The 20,783-nt window shown below is 69.8% G+C and carries 17 protein-coding genes; 9 read left to right on the forward strand and 8 right to left on the reverse strand.

Annotation, left to right across the window (positions count from 1 at the left end; translation table 11 throughout):
- Positions 1-124: 124 nt before the first annotated feature.
- The 5 genes from V6M37_RS02825 (at position 125) to V6M37_RS02845 (ending at position 6,244) form a co-directional block, all read left to right on the forward strand.
- On the forward strand, positions 125-1,522 hold the full coding sequence (locus V6M37_RS02825) for an ethanolamine ammonia-lyase subunit EutB (protein ID WP_332670899.1): 1,398 nt from the start codon (positions 125-127) through the stop codon (positions 1,520-1,522).
- Between the two features lie 97 nt (positions 1,523-1,619).
- Positions 1,620-2,420 carry an ethanolamine ammonia-lyase subunit EutC gene (eutC, locus tag V6M37_RS02830; protein WP_332670901.1) on the forward strand — a complete coding sequence of 267 codons (801 nt, stop codon included), beginning with the start codon at positions 1,620-1,622 and terminating at the stop codon, positions 2,418-2,420.
- A 307-nt stretch (positions 2,421-2,727) separates the two neighbouring features.
- Positions 2,728-4,365 carry an isovaleryl-CoA dehydrogenase gene (locus tag V6M37_RS02835; protein ID WP_332670902.1) on the forward strand — a complete coding sequence of 546 codons (1,638 nt, stop codon included), beginning with the start codon at positions 2,728-2,730 and terminating at the stop codon, positions 4,363-4,365.
- A gap of 217 nt (positions 4,366-4,582) precedes the next feature.
- Positions 4,583-5,155: a type 1 glutamine amidotransferase domain-containing protein gene (locus V6M37_RS02840; RefSeq protein WP_332670904.1), complete on the forward strand. Its 573-nt coding sequence runs from the start codon at positions 4,583-4,585 to the stop codon at positions 5,153-5,155.
- A gap of 99 nt (positions 5,156-5,254) precedes the next feature.
- A complete protein-coding gene (locus V6M37_RS02845) occupies positions 5,255-6,244 on the forward strand; it encodes a glucokinase (RefSeq protein WP_332670905.1) in 990 nt (329 codons plus the stop codon).
- A gap of 94 nt (positions 6,245-6,338) precedes the next feature.
- Here V6M37_RS02845 and V6M37_RS02850 read toward each other — a convergent pair whose 3' ends face one another.
- Positions 6,339-8,858: a DUF3141 domain-containing protein gene (locus V6M37_RS02850; protein WP_332670906.1), complete on the reverse strand. Its 2,520-nt coding sequence runs from the start codon at positions 8,856-8,858 to the stop codon at positions 6,339-6,341.
- 172 nt (positions 8,859-9,030) lie between these two features.
- Positions 9,031-9,669, reverse strand: coding sequence for a GTP cyclohydrolase I FolE (gene folE, locus V6M37_RS02855; protein WP_332670907.1), 639 nt, complete (start codon positions 9,667-9,669; stop codon positions 9,031-9,033).
- A gap of 175 nt (positions 9,670-9,844) precedes the next feature.
- Between folE and V6M37_RS02860 the strand changes: the two genes are divergently transcribed.
- On the forward strand, positions 9,845-10,456 hold the full coding sequence (locus V6M37_RS02860) for a zinc-binding dehydrogenase (protein WP_332670909.1): 612 nt from the start codon (positions 9,845-9,847) through the stop codon (positions 10,454-10,456).
- A 30-nt stretch (positions 10,457-10,486) separates the two neighbouring features.
- Here V6M37_RS02860 and V6M37_RS02865 read toward each other — a convergent pair whose 3' ends face one another.
- The 6 genes from V6M37_RS02865 to V6M37_RS02890 all read right to left on the reverse strand — a co-directional run bounded on the left by V6M37_RS02865 (position 10,487) and on the right by V6M37_RS02890 (position 17,051).
- Entirely contained in the window at positions 10,487-13,177 is a 2,691-nt protein-coding gene (locus tag V6M37_RS02865) for a LuxR C-terminal-related transcriptional regulator (RefSeq protein ID WP_332670910.1), read from the reverse strand.
- Positions 13,178-13,224: 47 nt separating this feature from the next.
- Positions 13,225-13,443, reverse strand: a complete 219-nt coding sequence (locus V6M37_RS02870) for a cysteine protease (protein ID WP_332670912.1) — start codon at positions 13,441-13,443, stop codon at positions 13,225-13,227.
- Positions 13,440-13,928, reverse strand: a complete 489-nt coding sequence (locus V6M37_RS02875) for a hypothetical protein (RefSeq protein ID WP_332670913.1) — start codon at positions 13,926-13,928, stop codon at positions 13,440-13,442. Before V6M37_RS02875 ends, V6M37_RS02870 begins: the two co-directional genes overlap by 4 nt.
- A 15-nt stretch (positions 13,929-13,943) precedes the next feature.
- Positions 13,944-14,591 (reverse strand): acyl-CoA thioesterase, encoded by a 648-nt coding sequence (locus tag V6M37_RS02880; RefSeq protein ID WP_332670914.1) that lies wholly within the window; start codon positions 14,589-14,591, stop codon positions 13,944-13,946.
- Entirely contained in the window at positions 14,588-14,938 is a 351-nt protein-coding gene (locus V6M37_RS02885; RefSeq protein ID WP_332670915.1) for a hypothetical protein, read from the reverse strand. The genes V6M37_RS02880 and V6M37_RS02885 overlap by 4 nt, the downstream gene beginning before the upstream one ends.
- 97 nt (positions 14,939-15,035) lie before the next feature.
- A complete protein-coding gene (locus V6M37_RS02890; protein WP_332670917.1) occupies positions 15,036-17,051 on the reverse strand; it encodes a 3-hydroxyacyl-CoA dehydrogenase/enoyl-CoA hydratase family protein in 2,016 nt (671 codons plus the stop codon).
- Between the two features lie 176 nt (positions 17,052-17,227).
- Between V6M37_RS02890 and V6M37_RS02895 the strand changes: the two genes are divergently transcribed.
- The 3 genes from V6M37_RS02895 to V6M37_RS02905 all read left to right on the forward strand — a co-directional run bounded on the left by V6M37_RS02895 (position 17,228) and on the right by V6M37_RS02905 (position 20,626).
- Positions 17,228-18,493, forward strand: a complete 1,266-nt coding sequence (locus V6M37_RS02895) for a cysteine desulfurase (protein ID WP_332670919.1) — start codon at positions 17,228-17,230, stop codon at positions 18,491-18,493.
- Between the two features lie 126 nt (positions 18,494-18,619).
- Positions 18,620-19,309, forward strand: coding sequence for a GntR family transcriptional regulator (locus V6M37_RS02900; protein ID WP_332670921.1), 690 nt, complete (start codon positions 18,620-18,622; stop codon positions 19,307-19,309).
- 111 nt (positions 19,310-19,420) lie between these two features.
- On the forward strand, positions 19,421-20,626 hold the full coding sequence (locus tag V6M37_RS02905; RefSeq protein ID WP_332670922.1) for a thiolase family protein: 1,206 nt from the start codon (positions 19,421-19,423) through the stop codon (positions 20,624-20,626).
- Positions 20,627-20,783: the final 157 nt, after the last annotated feature.

The raw sequence follows: 20,783 nt of genomic DNA on the forward strand, positions 1-20,783 counted from the left end.
GCCTCTGCGCCTCATCGCAGCCCGAGCCCGCCCGCGCTCGCTGAAATGCCGGAACCTCCCGCGGCGGCCCGCCTCTGAATGACGTCCGCCAAAATTCGCAGCAGGACGGGCGATAGGGAGAAAGATGGCGTTCTCGTCTTCGGTCGGCGTGCGTGCTTACCGCTTCAACGACCTCAAGGACCTGCTTGCGAAGGCGTCCCCCGCGCGTTCCGGCGACGTGCTCGCGGGCATCTCGGCCGAAAGCGCGGTTGAGCGCGCTGCCGCCCGGATGTGCCTCGCCGACGTGCTGCTCTCGCGCTTCCTCGACGAGCCGCTGATCCCGTACGAAACAGACGAAGTCACGCGGCTGATCGTTGGGCGCCACGACGCGCTCGCGTTCGCCGCGATCGGCGCGACGACCGTTGGCGGCTTCCGCGACTGGCTGCTCGACGACGCGACCGACAGCGCGACGCTCGCGGGCGTCGCACCCGGCATCACGCCGGAAATGGCCGCCGCGGTCGCCAAACTGATGCGCAACCAGGACCTGATCCTCGTCGCGAAGAAATGCCGCGTCGTCACGCGCTTTCGCGACACGATCGGCCTGCCCGGCCGGCTCGCGGTGCGGCTGCAGCCGAACCACCCCACCGACGATCCCAAGGGGATCGCGGCGTCGATGCTCGACGGGTTACTGTATGGCTGCGGAGACGCGGTCGTCGGGGTCAATCCCGCCGGCGACAATCTGCGGACGATCGTCGATCTGCTGCACCGGCTCGACGAGGTACGCGCTCGGTTCGACATTCCGACGCAGACCTGCGTGCTGACGCACGTGACGAATACCCTGCACGCGATCGGCCGGGGCGCGCCGGTCGACCTCGTGTTCCAGTCGATTGCCGGCACCGAGAAGGCGAACGCGTCGTTCGGCCTGAATCTCGCCCTGCTCGCCGAGGCGCGCGACGCCGCGCTCGCGCTCGGACGCGGCACGATCGGCAACAACGTGATGTATTTCGAGACCGGCCAGGGCAGCGCGCTGTCGGCCGACGCGAACTTCGGCGTCGACCAGCAGACCTGCGAGGCCCGTGCGTACGCGGTCGCGCGCGAGTTCGCGCCGCTCTTGACGAACAGCGTCGTCGGCTTCATCGGGCCCGAGTATCTTTACGACGGCAAGCAGATCATCCGCGCCGGGCTCGAGGACCATTTCTGCGGCAAGCTCCTCGGCGTGCCGCTCGGCGTCGACGTCTGCTACACGAACCACGCCGAGGCGGATCAGGACGACATGGACACCTTGCTGACGCTGCTCGGCACCGCCGGCGTGACTTTCGTGATGGGCGTGCCGGGCGCCGACGACGTGATGCTGAACTACCAGAGCACGTCCTTCCACGACGCGCTGTACCTGCGCGAGCTGCTCGGCCTGAAGCGTGCGCCGGAGTTCGAGGCGTGGCTCGAGACGATGCGCGTGACGGACGGTGCCGGCCGGCTGCTCCCGGCCGCGTCGCCGCGCCTCCTCGCCGCGGCGGCCTCAATCGCGGAGGGCGACCCCCAATAGAACCGGCCGGCGTGCTTCGCCGGGGCAGTGAAATGCGACACGCCGGTGCGCACTCGCGAGGCTTGCCCGGCGGCGGCGCCGGCGAAAGGAGCCGACGATGAAGGACATGCCGAACCGCGACCCGTGGGACGCGCTCCGCCGCTTCACGCCGGCCCGCATCGCACTCGGCCGCCGCGGCGCGAGCCTGCCAACCCGCGAAGTGCTGCGTTTCGGCCTCGCCCACGCGCAGGCGCGCGACGCGGTGCATCTCGCACTCGACGTCACCGCGCTGCGGGACGCGCTGCGTCCGCGCCACGGCGGCAGCATCGTCGTTCACAGTCGTGCCCCCGAGCGCGCGACCTACCTGCTGCGCCCCGACCTCGGCCGACGGCTCGACGACGCGAGCGCGGCGTTGCTCGCCGAAGCCGTCGCGCCGGTGTCCGCAGCACCCGGAGCCGCCGGCGCTCCCGCGCCTCCGGACGTCGCGTTCGTCGTTGCCGACGGGCTGTCGGCGCTCGCGGTGCAACGCCATGCGGCGGCGCTGCTCGGCGCGCTCGTCCCGCGACTGCCGCCCGACTTGATCGTCGCACCGATCGTCATCGCCGAGCAGGGACGCGTCGCGCTCGGCGACGAGATCGGTGAAATCCTCGGCGCGCGCCTTGTCGCGGTCCTGATCGGCGAACGCCCCGGTCTTAGTTCGCCCGACAGCCTCGGCGTCTACCTGACCTGGGCGCCAACGCGCGACCGCAGCGACGCCGAGCGCAACTGCGTGTCGAACATCCGCCCCGAAGGACTCGGCTACGCCGCCGCTGCGATGCGGATCGCGTGGCTGATGCGCGAAGCCCGGCGCCTGCAACGGACAGGCGTCGGACTCAAGGACCGCAGCGACCTGCTGGAAGTCGCCGATGACTCGGGGTGATGCCCTCGGCGCCCGTCTTTGCATCGCATTTTTTCAGCTGCATTTTCCGGATATCGACGCGGATCTCTACATTCCCGCGCTCGTCGCGGGCTGGTTCGGGTCGATGCTGGATGGCGACGATCGGGCGCCAAGGCGGCACGGTGAAAACCACGGCCAAGGGCGAAGCCGCGCGCAGGAACGGAAAGCTCGGCGGCCGGCCGCGGCGCAGCGCCTGAGGCGGGCCGGCAGGGATCGCCCACCCCGCTCGTTGATTCCCCATCCGTGGTCTAAGTTGAACCATTGGAGAGCGGACAGCGGGAGTCGTGCAATGGGGCGCACGCATGAAGTCTTCAACCAAGTGCCGCCGCTCGCGGATTTCGATCTCTTCGGGACCGATGCCGCGTTGCGGGAGGCCGTCTCGCTGCATGGCGCGGCCTGGCACGCCGAAGCGCTCGCGGCCCAGGGCGAACGACTCGGCAGTGCGGCAACGCTGCGGCTCGCCGATCTCGCGAACCGCCATCCGCCCGAACTGGTGACGTACGACCGGTCCGGCCGGCGGGTCGACCGGGTGGAGTTCCACCCCGCGTGGCCGGAGCTGATGCGGATGCTGTACGCCGACGGCGTCCACGGCTCGGCTTGGCTCGACCCGCGTCCGGGCGCGCACGTGGCGCGCGCGGCGTCCTTCTTTCTGCACGGACAGGCGGAAGCCGGCTCGCTGTGCCCCGTGACGATGACGTTCGCGTCGCTTCCGGTGCTGCGCCGGGAGCCGGCGCTGTTCGCGCAGCTCGAAGCCAGGTTCCGCTCGCACGAGTACGACCCGCAGGACGTGCCGCTGTCCCGGAAGACGTCCGTCACGATCGGAATGGGGATGACCGAGAAACAGGGCGGGTCGGATCTGCGCGGCAACACGACGCGGGCGACATCCGCCGGCCGGGGTGCGAGCGGGTTGCACGAATACTCGCTGGTCGGCCACAAGTGGTTCTTCTCGGTGCCGACCTGCGACGCGCATCTGGTGCTCGCGCGGACCGGCGAGGCCTTGTCGTGCCTCTACGTGCCCCGTTGGCTCCCGGACGGCAGCCGCAACACGGTGCGCCTCCTGCGGCTGAAGGACAAGCTCGGCAACCGGTCGAATGCGTCCGCGGAGGTCGAGTTCGAGGACGCGGTCGGCATCCTCGTCGGCGACGAAGGGCGCGGCATCGCGACGATCATGGAGATGGCCGCGCAGACGCGGCTCGACTGCGTGCTCGGCAGCGCTGCGCTGATGCGCCGCGCGCTCGTCGAGGCGATCCATCACGCACGGCATCGCGCGGCGTTCGGCCGCCTGCTCGCCGAACAGCCGCTGATGCAAAGCGTGCTCGCCGACCTCGCGCTCGAAAGCGAAGCGGCGACCGCGCTCGCGATGCGGCTCGCCGCGTCGGTCGAACGGTCGGAAGAAAGCCTGCGCGAGCGCGCGTACCGGCGCATCGTCACGCCGGCCGCGAAGTTCTGGATCTGCAAGCGCGCGATCGCGTTCGCCGCCGAATGCATGGAAGTCTGGGGCGGCAACGGCTACGTCGAGGACGGCCCGATGGCGCGGATCTTCCGGGAAGCGCCGGTGAACTCGATCTGGGAAGGCTCCGGCAACGTGATGTGCCTCGACGTGCTCCGCGCCGCCGCGCGCGAACGGGACGCGCGCGACGCGCTGCTGCAGGACTTCGGCGAGGCGACGGCCGGCGAGCCGCTGCTGCATCGCTCCCTCGCCGCGCTGTCGTCGGTGCTGCAATCCCCGACCGAGAGCGAGCCGCTCGCCCGCCGGACCGCGACGCAACTCGTGCTGCTCGCGCAGGCGACGCTGCTCCGCCGACATGCGCCGGCGCCGGTCACCGACGCCTTCATCGCGAGCCGGTTCGACGGCAGCGGCCAGGTCGCCGGACTGTCCGAGGTGCCGGATGCCGCGGCGTTCCTCGCCCGCGCGTGGCCGGAGTGAACGGTTCGGCTGTTCGGCGGCTGCGGATCGTTCGAGCGACAGGTCAGCAGATCGTTGGATCGGCCGTCCCGCGCCAATGCAGTTCTTACCTGCGCTGCGGCCCGGCAACGACTAACGATGGCCCGGAACCGTCGGACGGCGGCATCGAAAGCGGGACCGGCAGATGCTTGCAAGTCCGCGCCCTTTCCGACAACCGGACAAGCAAGGAGGGATCGACATGCAACCGAATCAGACGTCGACGCTCGACGGCAAGAAGGTCGCGATGCTGATGACCGACGGGGTCGAGCAGGTGGAGTACACCGACCCGCGTCGTTTCCTCGAGCAGCACGGCGCGCGGGTGACGCTGGTGTCGCCGAAGCCGCAAGGCGAGGAAGTCCAAGGCTACAACCACCTGGCGGCCGCTGACCGTTTCCGCGTCGAACTGAACGTGCGCGACGCGCGGCCCGAGGACTTCGACGCGCTCGTGCTGCCCGGGGGCGTCGCGAATCCTGACGCGTTGCGCCTCGCCCCGGACGCGATCGGCTTCATCCGCGAATTCGGCCGGCAGGACAAGCCGCTCGCGGCGATCTGCCACGGCCCGTGGACGCTGATCGACGCGGACCTCGTCAAGGGCCGGCACGTGACGAGCTGGCCGAGCCTGAAGGAGGACCTGCGCAACGCCGGCGCCGAATGGATCGACGAGGAGGTCGTCGTCGACGGCCGGCTCGTGACGAGCCGCAAGCCGGACGATCTGCCCGCGTTCGACGCCGCGCTGCTGCGGGCCTTGACGGAGCAGGGGGCGCGGCGATGACGGCTGCGGCCGGCGCTCCCGCGATCGCGGCCCTGGCCGTGGCGTCGCGCCGCTCGCTGTGGCTCGCCCGCTCCGGGCGAGCCGGGGACTGAGCCAGCAATGTTCCTCGGTCCGCCCGACACCTTTCCCCGTCTCGTCGGCGACATCGGCGGCACGAACGCGCGCTTCGCCACGATTCCGGCGTCGGGCGGCGACCTCGGCGGCATCGGCGTCGTGCCCTGCGCGGACTTCGCCGGTCCGCGCGAGGCGATCGAGCATTACCTCGCGACAAGCCGGCAGCCTCGCCCGCGCTGGGGCGCGCTCGCGATCGCGAATCCGGTCGAAGGCGATTTCCTGCGGATGACGAACCACGACTGGGCGTTCTCGATCCGCGCGCTGCGCGACGCGCTGGGCCTCGACCACCTCCTCGTGCTGAACGACTTCACCGCGCTCGCGATGGCGATTCCGTTGCTGCAGCCCGGGGAGCTCGTGCCGGTCGGCGGCGGCGCCGCCGTCCCGCGCCGCGCGATCGCGCTGCTCGGACCGGGAACCGGGCTCGGTGTCTCTGGCCTCGTGCCGTGCGGCGACGATTACACCGCGATCGTCGGCGAAGGCGGCCACGTGACGCTGGCGGCGAGCGACCCGCGGGAAGCGGAGCTGATCGCGGAGCTGACGAAGCGCTTCGCGCACGTGTCGGCCGAACGCGTGCTCTCCGGCCCCGGCATCGTCGCGCTCTACGAGGCGCACGCGGCGCTTGCGGGCGAGACGCCCGACCCCATCGGCGCGCCGGAGATCAGCGCGCGCGCGCTCGCGGGCTCCTGTCCGCTGTGCACCGCGACGCTGACGACGTTCTGCGCGCTGCTCGGCACGGTCGCCGCGGATCTCGCGCTGGTCCTCGGTGCGCGCGGCGGCGTCTATGTCGGCGGCGGCATCGTCCCGCAGCTCGGCGAGTTCTTCGTGCGCTCGCCGTTCCGGACCCGTTTCGAACACAAGGGCCGTTTCAGCGCGTATCTGGCCGCGATTCCTACCCATGTCATCCACGCGGCGCAGCCGGGACTGCGGGGCGCGGCGCGCGCGCTCGCCGCCTCGGTCCCTCCCCCCCGCGAATAGCAGGTGGAGGCTCCGACAAGCCTGTCGTGAACGAAATCGAGGGGCTCGACCCGGCCGGTATTCGGCCGAGACGAGCCCCTCGGGTCGACCGTGCTTACCCGCGCGGCTTGCGCGGGGCGCGGCGACGCGCGCTGCCGGTCGACTCGTCGCCGGCTTTGCCGGCAGCGCTACGGCTTACGCCAGTCGTCTCGGCCGGTGTCACCGATCCCGCGGTGGATCGGGCGGCATGCCGCCGCGTGCGTGCAGCCGGCGTTGCTGCCGGCGCCGCCAGGGAGGGCGCGGCCACGCCGGTCGTCGAAGCGCCTCCCGCGTCACGGCGCCGCGCCGCGGTGGCGCCGTCGCTCGCCGCGGCGTCCGCCGTTCCCGCGCTCTCCGGGCTTGCCGCCAGCTGCTTGGCCGCTTCGGCTGTCGGGCCCGTCTCCGGCGTCGCTGGGCGCGCGCGGCGGAACAGCGCCTTGATGCGTTCGAAGCGGCCGGCGGCGTGCGCGCTGAGTTCGCCGCTCGCCGCGAGCACCTGCTCGATCTGCGCGAGGTGCGCGTCGATTTCGGCGGCGCTCTGCCCCTTCAGCAGCGTCGGGATCGCTTCGAGCGCCGCCTCGCGGTCCTGCTTCAGGATGAAGAACTGTTCGCGCAAGAGCTGCTTGAAGTCGGCGAGCTTGATGCCCGGCTCGAGCTCGGCACGCGACGCGCGCATCCGCTTGAAGTTGCGTTCGTCGGTCGCCGGGGCGCCGCCGAGCACGTAGATCGTCGAGCGCATCATTGCTTCGTGGCTGCCGCCTTCGGCGATCCGCGCGCGCAGCTCGGCCTGCCGGCGAGCGATGAAGCGCCGATGCTCCGGCTCGGCGCCGGGACGCCGGCGATGCGCGTGAACGTCGCCGCCGATGCCGACGAGCGCCTGCAGCAGCGGCTGGCCGTAGATCTGCAGGAAGAGCGCCTCGCTCGCCCGGTCGCGCAGGTCGCCCCACGCCTCGAGGGCGCGGACGATCTGGTCGGACATATGGTTTTCGACGATGCGGAAGATGTTGTCCTCGCCGACCGGATGGCGGTCCGCCCGCACCTTCTCCGCGAGCATCGGCAACGGGGCGGTCAGCGGGTTGCGGTCCGACAGCAGCCGGTAGCGCAAGCGGCTCGGATGCATCAGGCGCAGGAATTTCGCCGACTCGGGCGTCGCGAACGCGCGCACCCACGGCTGCACGAACAGCCGGTAGAGGCCGAGGTTGATCCCCGAGACGCGCGACACGGTCGCGAAGCGCGTGTCGTCGTCGGGGCGCGGCACGACATCCCCGTCGAGCTCCGCGATCGTGCGCGGCGTGAATTCCAGCAGGTACTCGCGCTCGATCAGCCCCGCGTCGCGGCGGTCGGCGGCGCGCGAAATCGACGTCTCATAGAGTCCCGGCGGCAGTACGTCGATGTAGTCCATGTTCGCGGTGAACTCGGTGTGCTCCTTCCGCGACACGCTGCCCGACACGAAGATGCCGAGGTGGCCGGTGCTGTCATGGACGCAATAGACGATCGTCTGCTCGTTCGCGACGATGCCGTCGACATCGGCGTAGAGGTCGCGGATCCAGCCCAGCGCCTGGGGCGGCGGGGTAATGTCGTCGCCGCGCGAGCAGAACACGACGACCGGCGAACGCAGGTTGCGCAAATCGATGCGCCGGCCGTCCGATGTCGTGAGTTGCGCCGAGGACAGCCGGTTTCCGACGAACAGGTTGTCGACGATGTACTGGATCTCGTCGCCGCCGAGCACGACGTGCCCCCCCCACCAGCGCTCGAACTCCAGGTAGCGCGACGCCTCGGTATCGACGTTTGCGAACACGCGGTATTGCTTCGTCCACCACGTGTTCGCGGGATTCATGTTCTCGAAGTTCTGCACCAGCCACGCGCCGTCGAACAGGCCGCCGCCCATATCGCTCAGCAGCGCGGTGACCCAGCTGCCGCCGCTGAGGCCGCCGGTGTAGCGCATCGGCGCCTTGCCGCGCTCGCCCGCCCAGTACGACAGCGGCGAGCCCGCGATCAGGATCGGGCCGAAGAGGTCCGGCTCGAGCGCAGCGGCCATCATGATCTGCCAGCCGGCCTGACAGTTGCCGACGACCATCGGCTTTTCGCTGGTGGTCGGATGACGCTCGATGACGTGGCGCAGGAACGCGACTTCCGCCTCGACGACGTCCTCGACCGTCTGGCCCGGCTCGGGATACGGCAGGAAGCCGATGAAGTAGCACGGATGGCCCGCCCGCAGCGCGACGCCGATTTCGCTGTCGGGCTTGAAGCCGCCGATTCCCGGTCCGTGTCCCGCGCGCGGGTCCACGACGACGAAGGGGCGCTTCAGCGGATCGATCACTGTCCCGTCGGGCGGCACGATCCGCATCAGCTCGTAATTGACCGGGCGCGGCAGCTTGCGGCCGTCTACCAGCACCTCGGCCTCGAAGCCGAGCACGCTCGGCTTGGTCTTCTCGATATGTTCGAGGTACTGGTTGCCGCGATGACGCATGACGTCGAAGAACAGCACGCTGCGCTCGAACGTGTCGCGCCAATAGTCGATCGCCGAACGCGCGAAAGAGACCGGGTCCATGAAAGGCAGCACGGGCACGGGCGAGGTCGGTAACGGAAAGTTCATTCCGGACTCCATGAGTTGCCGCGGCGCGCAGTCGCAGCGCCGCAGTAGTCGAATCGGTAAAAACGGGCGTCAGGATATGCCTTCCGGCGCCGCTCTGCAGCCACTGCCACGTCAGGGTTTTCTGCCGGGCCCCTGGCGGCGCGCGCCGTCACCCGGTGCGCGGGCACGGACATCAGGTGTTCGACAGCGAGCCGCTGCCGGTCATGCCGATCACGCCGAGGAATTCGCGGCGCGTCGACGCGTCGTCGCGGAACGCGCCGAGCATGCGACTGGTGACGAGCCCGGCGCCGGGCTTGTGCACGCCCCGCGTCGTCATGCACTGGTGCGACGCCTGGATCACGACCGCGACGCCTTTCGGCTGCAGCACGGCCTGCAGCGTGTCGGCGATCTGCACGGTCATCTTCTCCTGGATCTGCAGCCGCTTCGCGTAGATCTCGACAAGCCGCGCGAGCTTCGAGATGCCGACGACGCGGTGGTTAGGCAGGTAGCCGATGTGCGCCTTGCCGATGATCGGCACCATGTGGTGCTCGCAATGGCTCTCAAAGCGGATGTCGTTCATGACGATCATCTCGTCGTAGCCGTCGACCTCGGAGAACGTCTTCGCGAGCACGTCGGCCGGATCGAGGAGGTAGCCGGCGAAGAACTCCTCGTACGCGCGCACGACGCGGGCGGGCGTGTCGATCAGCCCTTCGCGCGCCGGGTCGTCGCCGGCCCAGCGAATCAGCGTCCGCACCGCCTCCTCGGCCTCGTCGCGGGTCGGCCGATCCGGCAAATCGGTGGCGCCGGCCGGTCCCTTCGCATTCGTGCTCATCACTTCCTCCTGTTGACGCCGGCGGTTCCGCGGGCCGTCGGCCGCCGCCAAAACGACCGACCGGACACGCCGGACCGGCGCCCCTGAATTTTCCGGGGGCGTCCACCGTAGTCCTGCACGGCGCGCGCGTCCACCCGCCGCGGGCGGACGTCGCATCGCCGCGCCCGCGCGAACCATGACGTTTGCACGTACCCGGGACGGCTTCGCGGGCGCGGAAGCGGCGAACATCCGGATCGGCGACATCGTCGCGGTCTTCGCGCAGGGACCGATCGGCCTGTGCGCGACCGCGGGCGCGAAACTGCGCGGCGCGAGCATGATCATCGCGGTCGATGGCGTGAACGAGCGCCTGAACATCTCGCGCAAGCTTGGCGCGGACGTCACGCTGAACTTCCGCGAATGCGACGTCGTCGGCGAGATCCTGAAGATTACCGGCGGACGCGGCGTCGATGCCGCGATCGAGGCGCTCGGCCTGCAATCGACGTTCGAATCGGCGCTGCGCGTGCTGAAACCGGGCGGCACGCTGTCGAGCCTCGGCGTCTATTCGAGCGACCTGACGATCCCGCTCGGCGCGTTCCACGCCGGCCTCGGCGACAACCGGATCGTCACGTCGCTGTGCCCCGGCGGCAAGGAGCGCATGCGCCGGCTGTTGAACGTCGTCGCGTCCGGCCGCGTCGACCTCGGCGCGCTCGTGACGCACACCTACCGGCTCGACGACATCGTCGTCGCGTACGATCTCTTCGCGAACCAGCGCGACGGCGTCCTGAAGGTCGCCATCAAACCGTCCTGACCGGCGGGCACCACCGCCCGGCTCCGGCCCTCAGTCGAGGATGCCGAGGAGCCGGGCGCGATCCACCGCGTGGCGGCGGTTCGCCGCGTTCAGCTTCGACAGCAGGTTCTTCATGTGCCACTTGATCGTTTCGGTGCCGACGTCGAACATGCTCGCGATTTCCTTGTTCGACCGGCCGTGGGCGAGCGCGCCGAGCAATTCCATCTCGCGCGCCGAAAGGTGCGCCGCGCGGGCCTTCGGCGCTTTCGCCGCGGGCTCGGCGGATTGCGACGCGGCCCAGCCGGGCCGGCAACGCTCCTGAGCGCGCTCGAGGAAGCCCGGCGACACGCCGGCCGCCCTCGCTGGTCCCGCCTGATCGAGATCGGTCAGGCATTCGACCGCTGCCGGCCAGTCGTCGGCGAGGGCCCTGACCAGCCCGAAAGACTCGGCGAGGCTCATCGCTTCCGCGAGCAGGCGCAGGGCGGCGTCGTCGCGGCTCGCCGAGCAACACGCGCGGAGGATCCTGATCGTGATCTGGTCGCGCCCGCGCCGCAGCCCGGCGGCGACCCGCTCCGCCTGATCGAGTGCGGCGGCCGCGCCGTCGTAGTCGAAGTCGAGCAACGCGACGCGGGCGACCGCGAGCTCGCGGATCAGCCGCAGCTCGGCTTCCAGCCCATTCGCCGGCCCACCTGCCCCGGCGACGAGCTCGTCGAGCCCGTTCCTCAGCATGCGGCACGAGACGAGACGGTTGCGCACCGCATGCTGGCGGATCTGCTCGCCGAGGCTCGCCGCGACGAGCCGCGGCTGGGCGCGCGACTGGCCGATCGCGGCGAGGCTGTTCAACGCATCGAACGCCTTGCCTTCCCGGCCCTTCTGGCTCTCGTAGCGCGCAAGCGTCAGGTACGCGAGGATCACCGCGTCCGGCAGCGCCGCCTGCTCGATGAGATCGAGCCGGTTCGCGAGCAGCGCGCGCGCCTCTTCCTCGGCGCCGAGTTCCCAGCACGCCGCCGCGAGCCCCGCCGCCTGCATCGCCGCCGGCAGCGAACGCCAGCCGGTGCTCGTTTCGGCGCGTTCGAGCGCCGCGCGGAATACGCGCGCCGCCTCGAACGCCTGCCCTTCGATCAGGTAGCTCAGGCCGACCGCGAACGCGCCGTACATCGCGTCGTAGAAGCTGCGCGCGACGCGCCCGCGGCCGTCGGAAATCTGCTGGTAATGGCGCGCACGCTCAGGAAAGCCGCTGTGGATCGCGATGAACGACAGCGAGTTGCAGTACAGCGGGCCGAGTTCCGGGTCGTAGCTCTCGACGCAGCCGCGCGCGCGCTCGTAGTCGTCGCAGTGGATCGCGACGGCCGACCGGACGATGTTCGCCTGCAGTTCGATCTCCGGCGTCACGTCGGGTCGCGCGAGGATGACGTCGGTCAGGCGCTCGGCGTCGTGCGGGCGGTAGCACAGCGCGCACGCCCACGCCGCGGTCAGCTGGATGCCTTCGCGCCGCGTGATCTCCTCGGGCGGCAGCCGGTCGAGCCACGCGAGCACTTCGACGATGCGCCCCTGCACGCCGAGATAGCGCAGGCGCTTTTCGATCCAGTCCATCGCCTGCTGCGTCCGGCCGGCCGCGAACGCATGCTCGGCCGCCTGTTCGACCATGCCGTGCGCGGCGAGCCACTCGGCCGCGGTCGCGTGCAGTTCGCGGCGCACTTCCGGCGCGAACGCTTCGAGGCGGCTCTGCAGGTGTTCGATGAAGAGCGGGTGCAGCCGGTACACCCGGTCGCTGCCGACGACCGACGTCGCGAGCCCGGTGCTCTGTTCGAGCCGGGCGAGGACCTCGGCGCTGTCGTCGAAGCCGCTCAGCGCGGTGCACAGCGTCGGGTGCAGCGTCTTCAGGATCGACGAGCGGACCAGCATGTCGACCGCCGCCGGCTCGAGGCTTTCAAGCACGAACTGCGAGAAGTAGCGCGCGATGTCCCCGGTCGCGCCCGACAGCCCGGCGACCGTGCTCGCGATGTCGCATTTCTTCGCCAACGCGGCCGTCGTGATCTGCAGCGCCATCGGCCAGCCTTCGGTGCGTTCGTGCAGCCGCGCGCAAGTCTCGATGTCGATGTCGTCGCCGAGCCGCCGGCGCAGGAAGGCCACCGTATCGTCGAGGCGCAGCCGCAGGTCCTCGGTGCCGAACTGCGCATACAGGCCGTGCGCGTGGAGCTCTTCGACCGGAAACGGCGGCTCGGCGCGCGAGCTGATGACGACGTGGAAATTCGGCGGCGCGTTGCGGATCAGGTAGTAGATGAAGTCGATCGCCTGCGCGTCGGCGAGGTGGTGGAGATCGTCGATCAGGATGTACGTCGGCCGCGCGAGCTCGTGGATCTGCACGAGGATTTCGCTCGCGAGCCACAGGTCGGTCGCGACCTGCCCGACCTGGTCGAACGATCTCGCCGGCAGATCGAGTCCGATCGCCATGCGCAGCGACGCGAGCAGCGCCGGGATGAACGTCGCGCTGTCGTCGGTTGCCTCCGCAGTGAGCCATGCGACCGCGGCGCCGGCGGCGATCAGCTCGCGGCGCAACTGCACGAGCAGCGACGTTTTGCCGAAGCCCGCGAGCGAGGTCAGCGCGACCACCGCGAGCTCGGACGCGTCGCGCAGCCCGTCGAGCAGGCGTGGCGGCGCGACCGCCTGCTTCGCGAAATGCGGCGGCATCGTCTTCAGCGAGAAGCGATACGGGATCGGCTCGTCGGTCTTCGTCCTCATCGATCTTCCATTTCGGCGGAGCGGACGCGCGGCGTTCGCTCCGGAATTCAGGCTGCCGGCCCCTCCGGCGCGGGTGCGCTTCCCCCCGGCGCGGCCGCTTCGGCGCGCGCGGCAAAAGCGCGCACGGCCGCATCGAACTCGGCGATCGCCTCCGGCGCCACCGCGGTGCCGCATTCATAGCACGTGTCGTGCATGCGGTCGAACCAGCGGCAGCCGCATTGCTCGCAGGCGAGCTCCGGCGCGCCCTTCGGGTTGTGGAAGATCATCGGCAGGCTCCGAGAAAGGCGAGGCCGAGGGTGTCGAGGAATTCCTCGTAGCCCGCGTCCTGCAGTTCGAACTTGGTCCGTAAAACGAAAAACATGATGCTCCCCTGACGGATCAGTCGTTTGATCGAGGACAAGGTGTCGCCATCGAGCGCGGCGCGCATCGTCAGCAGCGCGACGTCGTCGGCGACGAACAGCAGGTCAACCTTCGCATCCTGGAAGCCGAGATACGGCTGCACGCTGCAGCGCATGGCTCCGTCGCCGACGGTCCATTTCATCATCTCGATGTCCGCGCCGTCACCGACGAGGCCGGCGACGTGTTTGCCCGGCTGGATACCGGAGCCGGTGCGCGGCACGAAACCCACCGACGAGCCCGGCGTCATGTCGGTGAAGAGCTCGCAGTGGCGATCGAGCATCGCCTGCCACGCGCCGTGTTCGCCAAAGCCCGGCGCCTCGGCGACGAGTACTTCATCCAGTTCGACCTGCATATCCACCTCCTCCGATCAGCTTGATACGTGTTCGCGCCGCGCGCTGCCTGCGGCCGGCTCGGGCTCGCCGGCTGCCCGACCCTGCCCTCCGTCCTGCGTCCCGACGCCGGGCGACGCCGCCGGGGCCCGGAACCGCGACAGGTTCGCGCGGACGTCCGGCGGGATCGGGATCGATTTCATCGTGTCGAGACTCATCATCACGATCGTCTGCGTCGCGCGCAGCCGGACCTCGCCGTTCGCGACGGCGTGCACCTCGATGCCGATCGAGCGCTCGCCGACGCGGGTGACCGAGACGCTGAACGTCACGACTTCGCCGAGCCGGCTCGGCTTCGAAAAGGCGCAGTCGATCGCGACCGTCGGGATGCCGATCCTGCGCCGCGTCACCATATCGGCGAAATCGACGCGGAGCCCTTCCGAGAACCAGTCCTCCATCAGCCCGTTCATGATCACGAAATACTGCGGATAGAAGACGATGCCCGCCGGATCGCAGTGGGCGAAGCGGATCGCCACATCGCGCTCGAACGGGCCGGGCACGGGCTGCGCCGCGGAACGACGCGCGGCGGCGTGCCGCTCGACGGGGTATCCAGCCGGCATGCGGAACGGAAGGAAGTTCAGCAGCGACTTCCAGGTCGAGGTCGTCGCGGCGATCGCGGGTGCCGTCATGCGCGCACCTCTGCGGCGGTGCGGGGGAAAGCGGCGCCGATGCAGCGGAAGGGCTCGATGTCCGAGCGGCTTTCCCGCTGGCTCGACCCGGCACGCGCATCGGCATCGGCGGGAACGGACGCCTCGCCGGCCGCCCCGACGGCGCGGCGGAACGCGACGACTTCGCCGAGCGACGACGCGATTTCATTCGGTGCGGGGAAATCGCGGAACTGCATCGAACCGGAGCCCGTCCCGTCGAGCGGCGCGCCGGCCGCGTCGTCGAGTTGCCGGATGAGCGCGAGCACATTGCCGAGAGCTGTCATGGTCCGTCTCCTTGCGCGAGTGGGGTGATCGAAGCGGCTGTTCATGGGACGAATATAGCCACGGCACCGCGTCATCACCCCCCCCACCCGGGAGGGGACGGCTGCGAGCCCCAGCCCGCGCCGCCCGCCCTCATGTCCCGGGTCACGCCGTCCGCGTGAAGTCCGGGACGCGCTTTTCCTGGAACGCGGTGATCCCCTCGCACGCCGCCGCGGTGCAGGCGCTTTCACCGAACGCCCGGTAGCCGACGTCGAGCGCCGCCGCGAGCGTCGGTGCCGCAGCCGCCTCGCGGATCGCCGACTCCATCAGCGCGATGACTTCCGCGCTCAGGACCTGCCCGTTCGCGGCCCGCGGCTCGATGGGGTCGAGCGGGCCGAGGTCGACCACACCATCGGGGATCCCGGCGACCTTGCCGGCGAGGGCCCGGACGCGCGCGATCGCCGCCTGCACGAGCGCGGGGTAGTCGTCGGCGAGCGCATCGACGACCCCCAGTTCGCGCGCGTGCGCCGCATCGAGCCGCTCGGCCCGCCGCAGCATCCCATTGAACCGCGCCGCGGCCTGCGGCCAGCGCCGGTACGGGACGACCATCGCGCCGATGCCCGGGACGATGCCGAGCGTGATTTCGGGCAATTGCATCCACGCGTGGCGCAGCGCGACGATGCCGTGACAGCGGATCGCGAGCTCGAAGCCGCCGCCGAGCACCATGCCGTTAAGCGCGGCGACGACCGGCTTCTGCATGCGGTCCAGATGCACGAGCAGCCGCGAGCAGTCGCGCGCGTACTGCGCCGCGGCCGGCGCGTCGCCCAGCATGCGCGGGAAGCGGCCGATGTCGGCGCCAGCGCAGAACGCGCGCTTGCCGTAGCCGACGATCACGAAACCGACGACCTGCGGGTCGTTCTCAAACTCGCGGATCACCGACAGGATCTCGTCCGTCATCTCGTCGTGCAGCGCGTTCATCGCCTCCGGCCGGCGCAGCGTGATCAGCTTGACGCCGTCGAGGTCGTCGACGAGCACGTGGCGCAGGAACCGCTGGTACGCGGCGAGCGGCCTTGCGGGCATCGGCATCCCGCGCCGCTCGGTGCCGAAACGGTCGAGCACGCGGCCTGAGAAGTCCTCGCCGAGATCGCGCATCAGGTCGAGCGGCCCCTTGCGGAAGCCGAGCGCCTGCCGGCAGCCGAAGTCGAGATCCGCGGGCTCGCCGATCCGGCGGTCGAGGATGTCGACGCTCTGCGAGAACAGCACGCCGAGCAGCCGCTCGCGCACTGCCCGGGCGGTGTCCGGCGCGACGTCGACGGATTTCCCCGGCGCGACCGTCAGCCAGCGCTCGACCGAGCGGAAAACCGGCGCGGGTCGGTAATGCTCGCCCTCGACGTCGGCCTGCAAGGTGTTCGTCTCGGTGATGATCGGGTTGCCGTTCGCGAGGTTCAGCACGAAGAACGGGCCGGCATGAACGAATTCGCCGGCGACACTGTCGATCTCGGCCGCCGTCGCGCGATCGAGGAGCAGCGCCGACTCGTTGCACCAGTTGTCGAAGATCCGGTCGAGCATGAAGCATGCGACGTCGTCGGTGACGAGCGGCACCTTGCCGGTGCTGCAGAAGAGCCAGCGCAGATATTCGACGAGCGCCGGATCGCCCTTCTCCCAGCGGACGACCTCGACGACGGGGTTGCGCCACGCCGGCGCGAAGAAGTGCGTCACCGTCGCGCGCTCGGGGTGGCGCAGTTCGGCGTAGATCTGCGCGGCCGGAAGCGAGCTCGTGTTCGACGTGATCAGCGTGTCGGGGCGCACGACGGCCTCGACGGCGGCGAAGATGCGCCGTTTCAGCGTGAGGTCCTCGGTCGCCGCCTCGAGCACCCAGTCGACGTCCGCGATGTCCGCGTAATCGACGGTGCCGACGACGTTGCCGATCACCGCGCCCGCCTCGGCCTCGTTCATCTTGCCTTTCGCGACCGCCTTCGCCGCGTAGTCGGCGAAACGCCGCAGCGCGCGGTCGATCGCCGGCTGCGAGATGTCGACGAGGTACAGCTTCAGAGCGGGCTGCGCGCTCTTCAGGTAATAGCCGATGTCGGGGCCGATGGTCCCGGCACCGATGATCGCGACCGAGCGCGGCATCGCGCGGACCGGGGCCGCGAGCAAGGGATTGGCGAACGAAGTGGCCATGGCGGGTTTCCTTTGGTGGATGAAAAGGCAGGCCGGGCTCGCGCGGCGGAAGCCAACGTCCGGCTATTTGTATACAGTATTCCGCACACGGAGTGACAGACGCAAGCCGACTTGCTCGACTGGGCGTCCGTGGTAAGAATGCGGACGCACCGAAACACTCACCGAAGGAAAGGCCGATGGACCGCGAATCCGACCGATCTTGCACGCCCGCCGTCGCCCGGCCTTACGATGTCGCGGCGATCCGCGCGGACTTCCCGATCCTGCAGCGCCGCGTGCATGACCGGCCGCTGGTCTATCTCGACAACGCGGCGACGACGCAGAAGCCGCAAGTCGTCATCGACGTCGAGGCGGACTATTACGCGACGACGAACGCGAACATCCACCGCGGCGTGCATGCGCTGAGCCAGCAGGCGACGGACGCGTATGAAGCGGCGCGGGCGACGGTCGGGCGCTTCATCAACGCCGCATCGACGAATGAAATCGTCTTCGTCCGCGGCACGACCGAAGCGATCAACCTCGTCGCGCAATGCTTCGCGCGGCCGCGGCTCGCGCCCGGCGACGAGATCATCGTCAGCACGATGGAGCACCATTCGAACATCGTGCCGTGGCAGATGGCGTGCCGCCAGACCGGCGCCGTGCTGCGCGTCGTGCCGGTCGACGACGCGGGCGAATTCGATGTCGATGCGTACGCGAAGCTCCTGACGGCGCGCACGCGGCTCGTCGCGGTCACGCATGTGTCGAACGCGATCGGCAGCGTCGTCCCGGTCCGGCAGGTCGTCGATCTCGCGCACGACAGGAACGTACCCGTGCTGCTCGACGGCGCGCAGGCGGTCTCGCACCGACGGATCGACGTCGTCGATCTCGATTGCGACTTTTACGCGTTCTCCGGCCACAAGGTGTTCGGCCCGACCGGAATCGGCGTGCTGTACGGCAAGACCGCGCACCTCGAAGGGATGCCGCCGTATCAGGGCGGCGGCGACATGATCCGCTCCGTGACATTCGAGACGGCCGAGTACAACGACCTCCCGTACAAATTCGAGGCGGGCACGCCGCATATCGCCGGCGCGGTGGGCCTCGGCGCAGCCCTCGATTACGTTTCCGCGGTCGGGATGGAGGCGATCGCCGCGCACGTGCGCGACCTGCTCGCCGACGCCACCGGGCGCGTCGCCGACATACCGGGGCTGCGCATCATCGGCACCGCGCGGCAAAAGGCCGGCATCCTCTCCTTCACGCTCGATGGCATCCATCCCCACGACATCGGCACGATCCTCGACGACCGCGGCATCGCGATCCGCGCCGGGCATCACTGCGCGATGCCGCTAATGCAGCGGTACGGCATCGCCGGGACGGCGCGGGCGTCGTTCTCTTCGTACAACACACCCGAAGACGTCGACGCGCTCGTCGCCGGCATCCACGAGGTCCGGAGGATTCTCGGCGGCTGAGGCCCCGACACCGGCGCCGGCGCCCGTTCCATCGCAAGGTCGTTGAAATGGACTTTACACACGAAAAAATACTGTATACAGTATTCATCAACTTACCGCCGTTACCCGAGAACACGAGTCCTTTTGATGGTTCCCTCGCTCAAACCCGTCGAACGTCCCCTCGCCCTCGGCGAGCAGGCATACCACACGCTGCGGTCGCACCTGCGCGAGGGCCAGATCGTCGCCGGGCAACCGCTGCAGGAAGTGCAGCTCGCCGAGCAGCTCGGCGTGTCCCGCACGCCGGTGCGCGAAGCGCTGCGGCGGCTCGCGAGCGAAGGCCTCCTTGTTTCCGACGGCCGCAGCTTCGTCGTTCCGGCACTGACGCTCGACGACGTCAATGACATTTACGAAATCCGGTTCCTGATCGAGCCCGCGGCGATCAAGAGCATCGCCGGCCTCACCCGCTCGCGCGACCTGCGCCGCTCGATCGAGGACGCTTTCGCCGCGACCGCACGGGCGCACAAGGCCGAGGATGCCGTCGGTTTCCGCGACGCGACGATCAGGTTCCGCGACGCGTGGCTCGCCCTGGTGCCGAATCCGCGCCTCGTGCGCATCGTCGAACAGTACGCCGACCACATGCAGCGCATCCGCACGCTGACACTCGACGATCCGGAAATCCGCACGATCGTGCTGCGCGGGCTGAACCGCATCACCGCGGCGCTTGCCGCCGGCGATGGCGACGCGGCGGCGGCGGCGATGCTCGAACATCTCGGCGAGGCCAAGCGGTCGTTCATCGCCGCGGTCGGCCTCGCCGACGAAGACCTGCAGCACCGGTAACGGGAAATCCCCAGAGGTCAGCCGCACGAACGGCGCCCGGGGACGCGAAACATACAGGAGGAGACAGACGATGCGCAGCAACCGCACCCGCGCCCCGAGGCGCGCGCAAGCATGAGCTACCGGGCCGAGATTCCGTACGGCGCGTACTGGAGCACGCCGTTCGCGCGCTGGCAGGGCAGCTTCGCGAACCTCCACAGCATCCGCTTCGCCGCGCACGTCGCGAAGAGCGAGCTCGCGAAACGGCGGATCGACGCCGCTGCGATCGACTATGGCGTGCTCGGCTTGTCGGTGCCGCAAAAGCACGCGTTCTACGGCCTGCCGTGGCTGACCGGCCTGATCGGCGCGACGCGCGCCGGCGGTCCGACGATGATGCAGGCGTGCGCGACCGGCGTGCGCACGCTCCTCGCCGCGACGCAGGAAGTCGACGCCGGCATGGCGGAAGTCGCGCTCGCGGTGAATTGCGACCGCACGTCGAACGGCCCGCACCTCTATTACCCGAACCCCCGTGCTCCGGGCGGCACCGGCATGGCCGAAGACTGGGTCATGGACAACTTCGGCTGCGATCCGCTCGGCGGCCATTCGATGCTGCAGACCGCGGAGAACGTCGCGTCGAAGCACCACGTGTCGACCGGACAGCAGCACGAGCTCGTGTTGCGCCGCGAAGCGCAGTACGGCGACGCGCTGCGTGACGACTCGGCCTTCCTGCGGCGCTTCATGACGCTGCCGTTCGACGTGCCGAGCGCCGACTTCCGCAAGACGGCGGCGACGCTCGACGGCGACGAAGGCATGTCGCGCTCGACGGCGGAGGGGCTCGCGAAGCTCAAACCGGTCCTCGACGGCGGCAGCGTCACGTTCGGCGGCCAGACGCACCCGGCCGACGGCAACGCGGCGATCCTCGTGACGACGCCCGCGCGGGCGCGCGAGCTGTCGGCGAACCCGTCGATCGCGGTGCGGCTGCATGGCTTCGGCCTCGCGCGCACCGAGCTCGCGTACATGCCCGAGGCGATGATCCCGGCCGCGAGGCGCGCGCTCGCCCAGGCTGGGCTTGGCGTCGCCGACATGGCCGCGATCAAGACGCACAACCCGTTCGCGGTGAACGACATCGTATTCGCACGCGAAACCGGCGCGGACCTCGCGGCGATGAACAACTTCGGCTGCTCGCTCGTTTGGGGTCATCCGCAGGCGCCGATGGGCACCCGAGCAATCATCGAACTGATCGAGGAACTCGCGCTACGCGGCGGCGGGTTCGGCCTCTTCACCGGCTGCGCGGCGGGCGACACCGCGATGGCCGTCGTCATCGAAGTCGCTGACCGCTAGCCGCAACCGTTGCATAAAGGCTGAGCCGCCCACATGGCGCAGCCGGTTTCACCTCCCCCGCGGGAGATCGAGAGGCGCACAAGCGCCCGGACAGCAGCATTCCCCAGCCGATTCGAAAACCAGTCAGAAGAGGCGCGCAAAGCGCTCATGACCGAAC

This window comes from Aromatoleum sp. (assembly GCF_036675785.1).
Classification (GTDB): domain Bacteria; phylum Pseudomonadota; class Gammaproteobacteria; order Burkholderiales; family Rhodocyclaceae; genus Aromatoleum.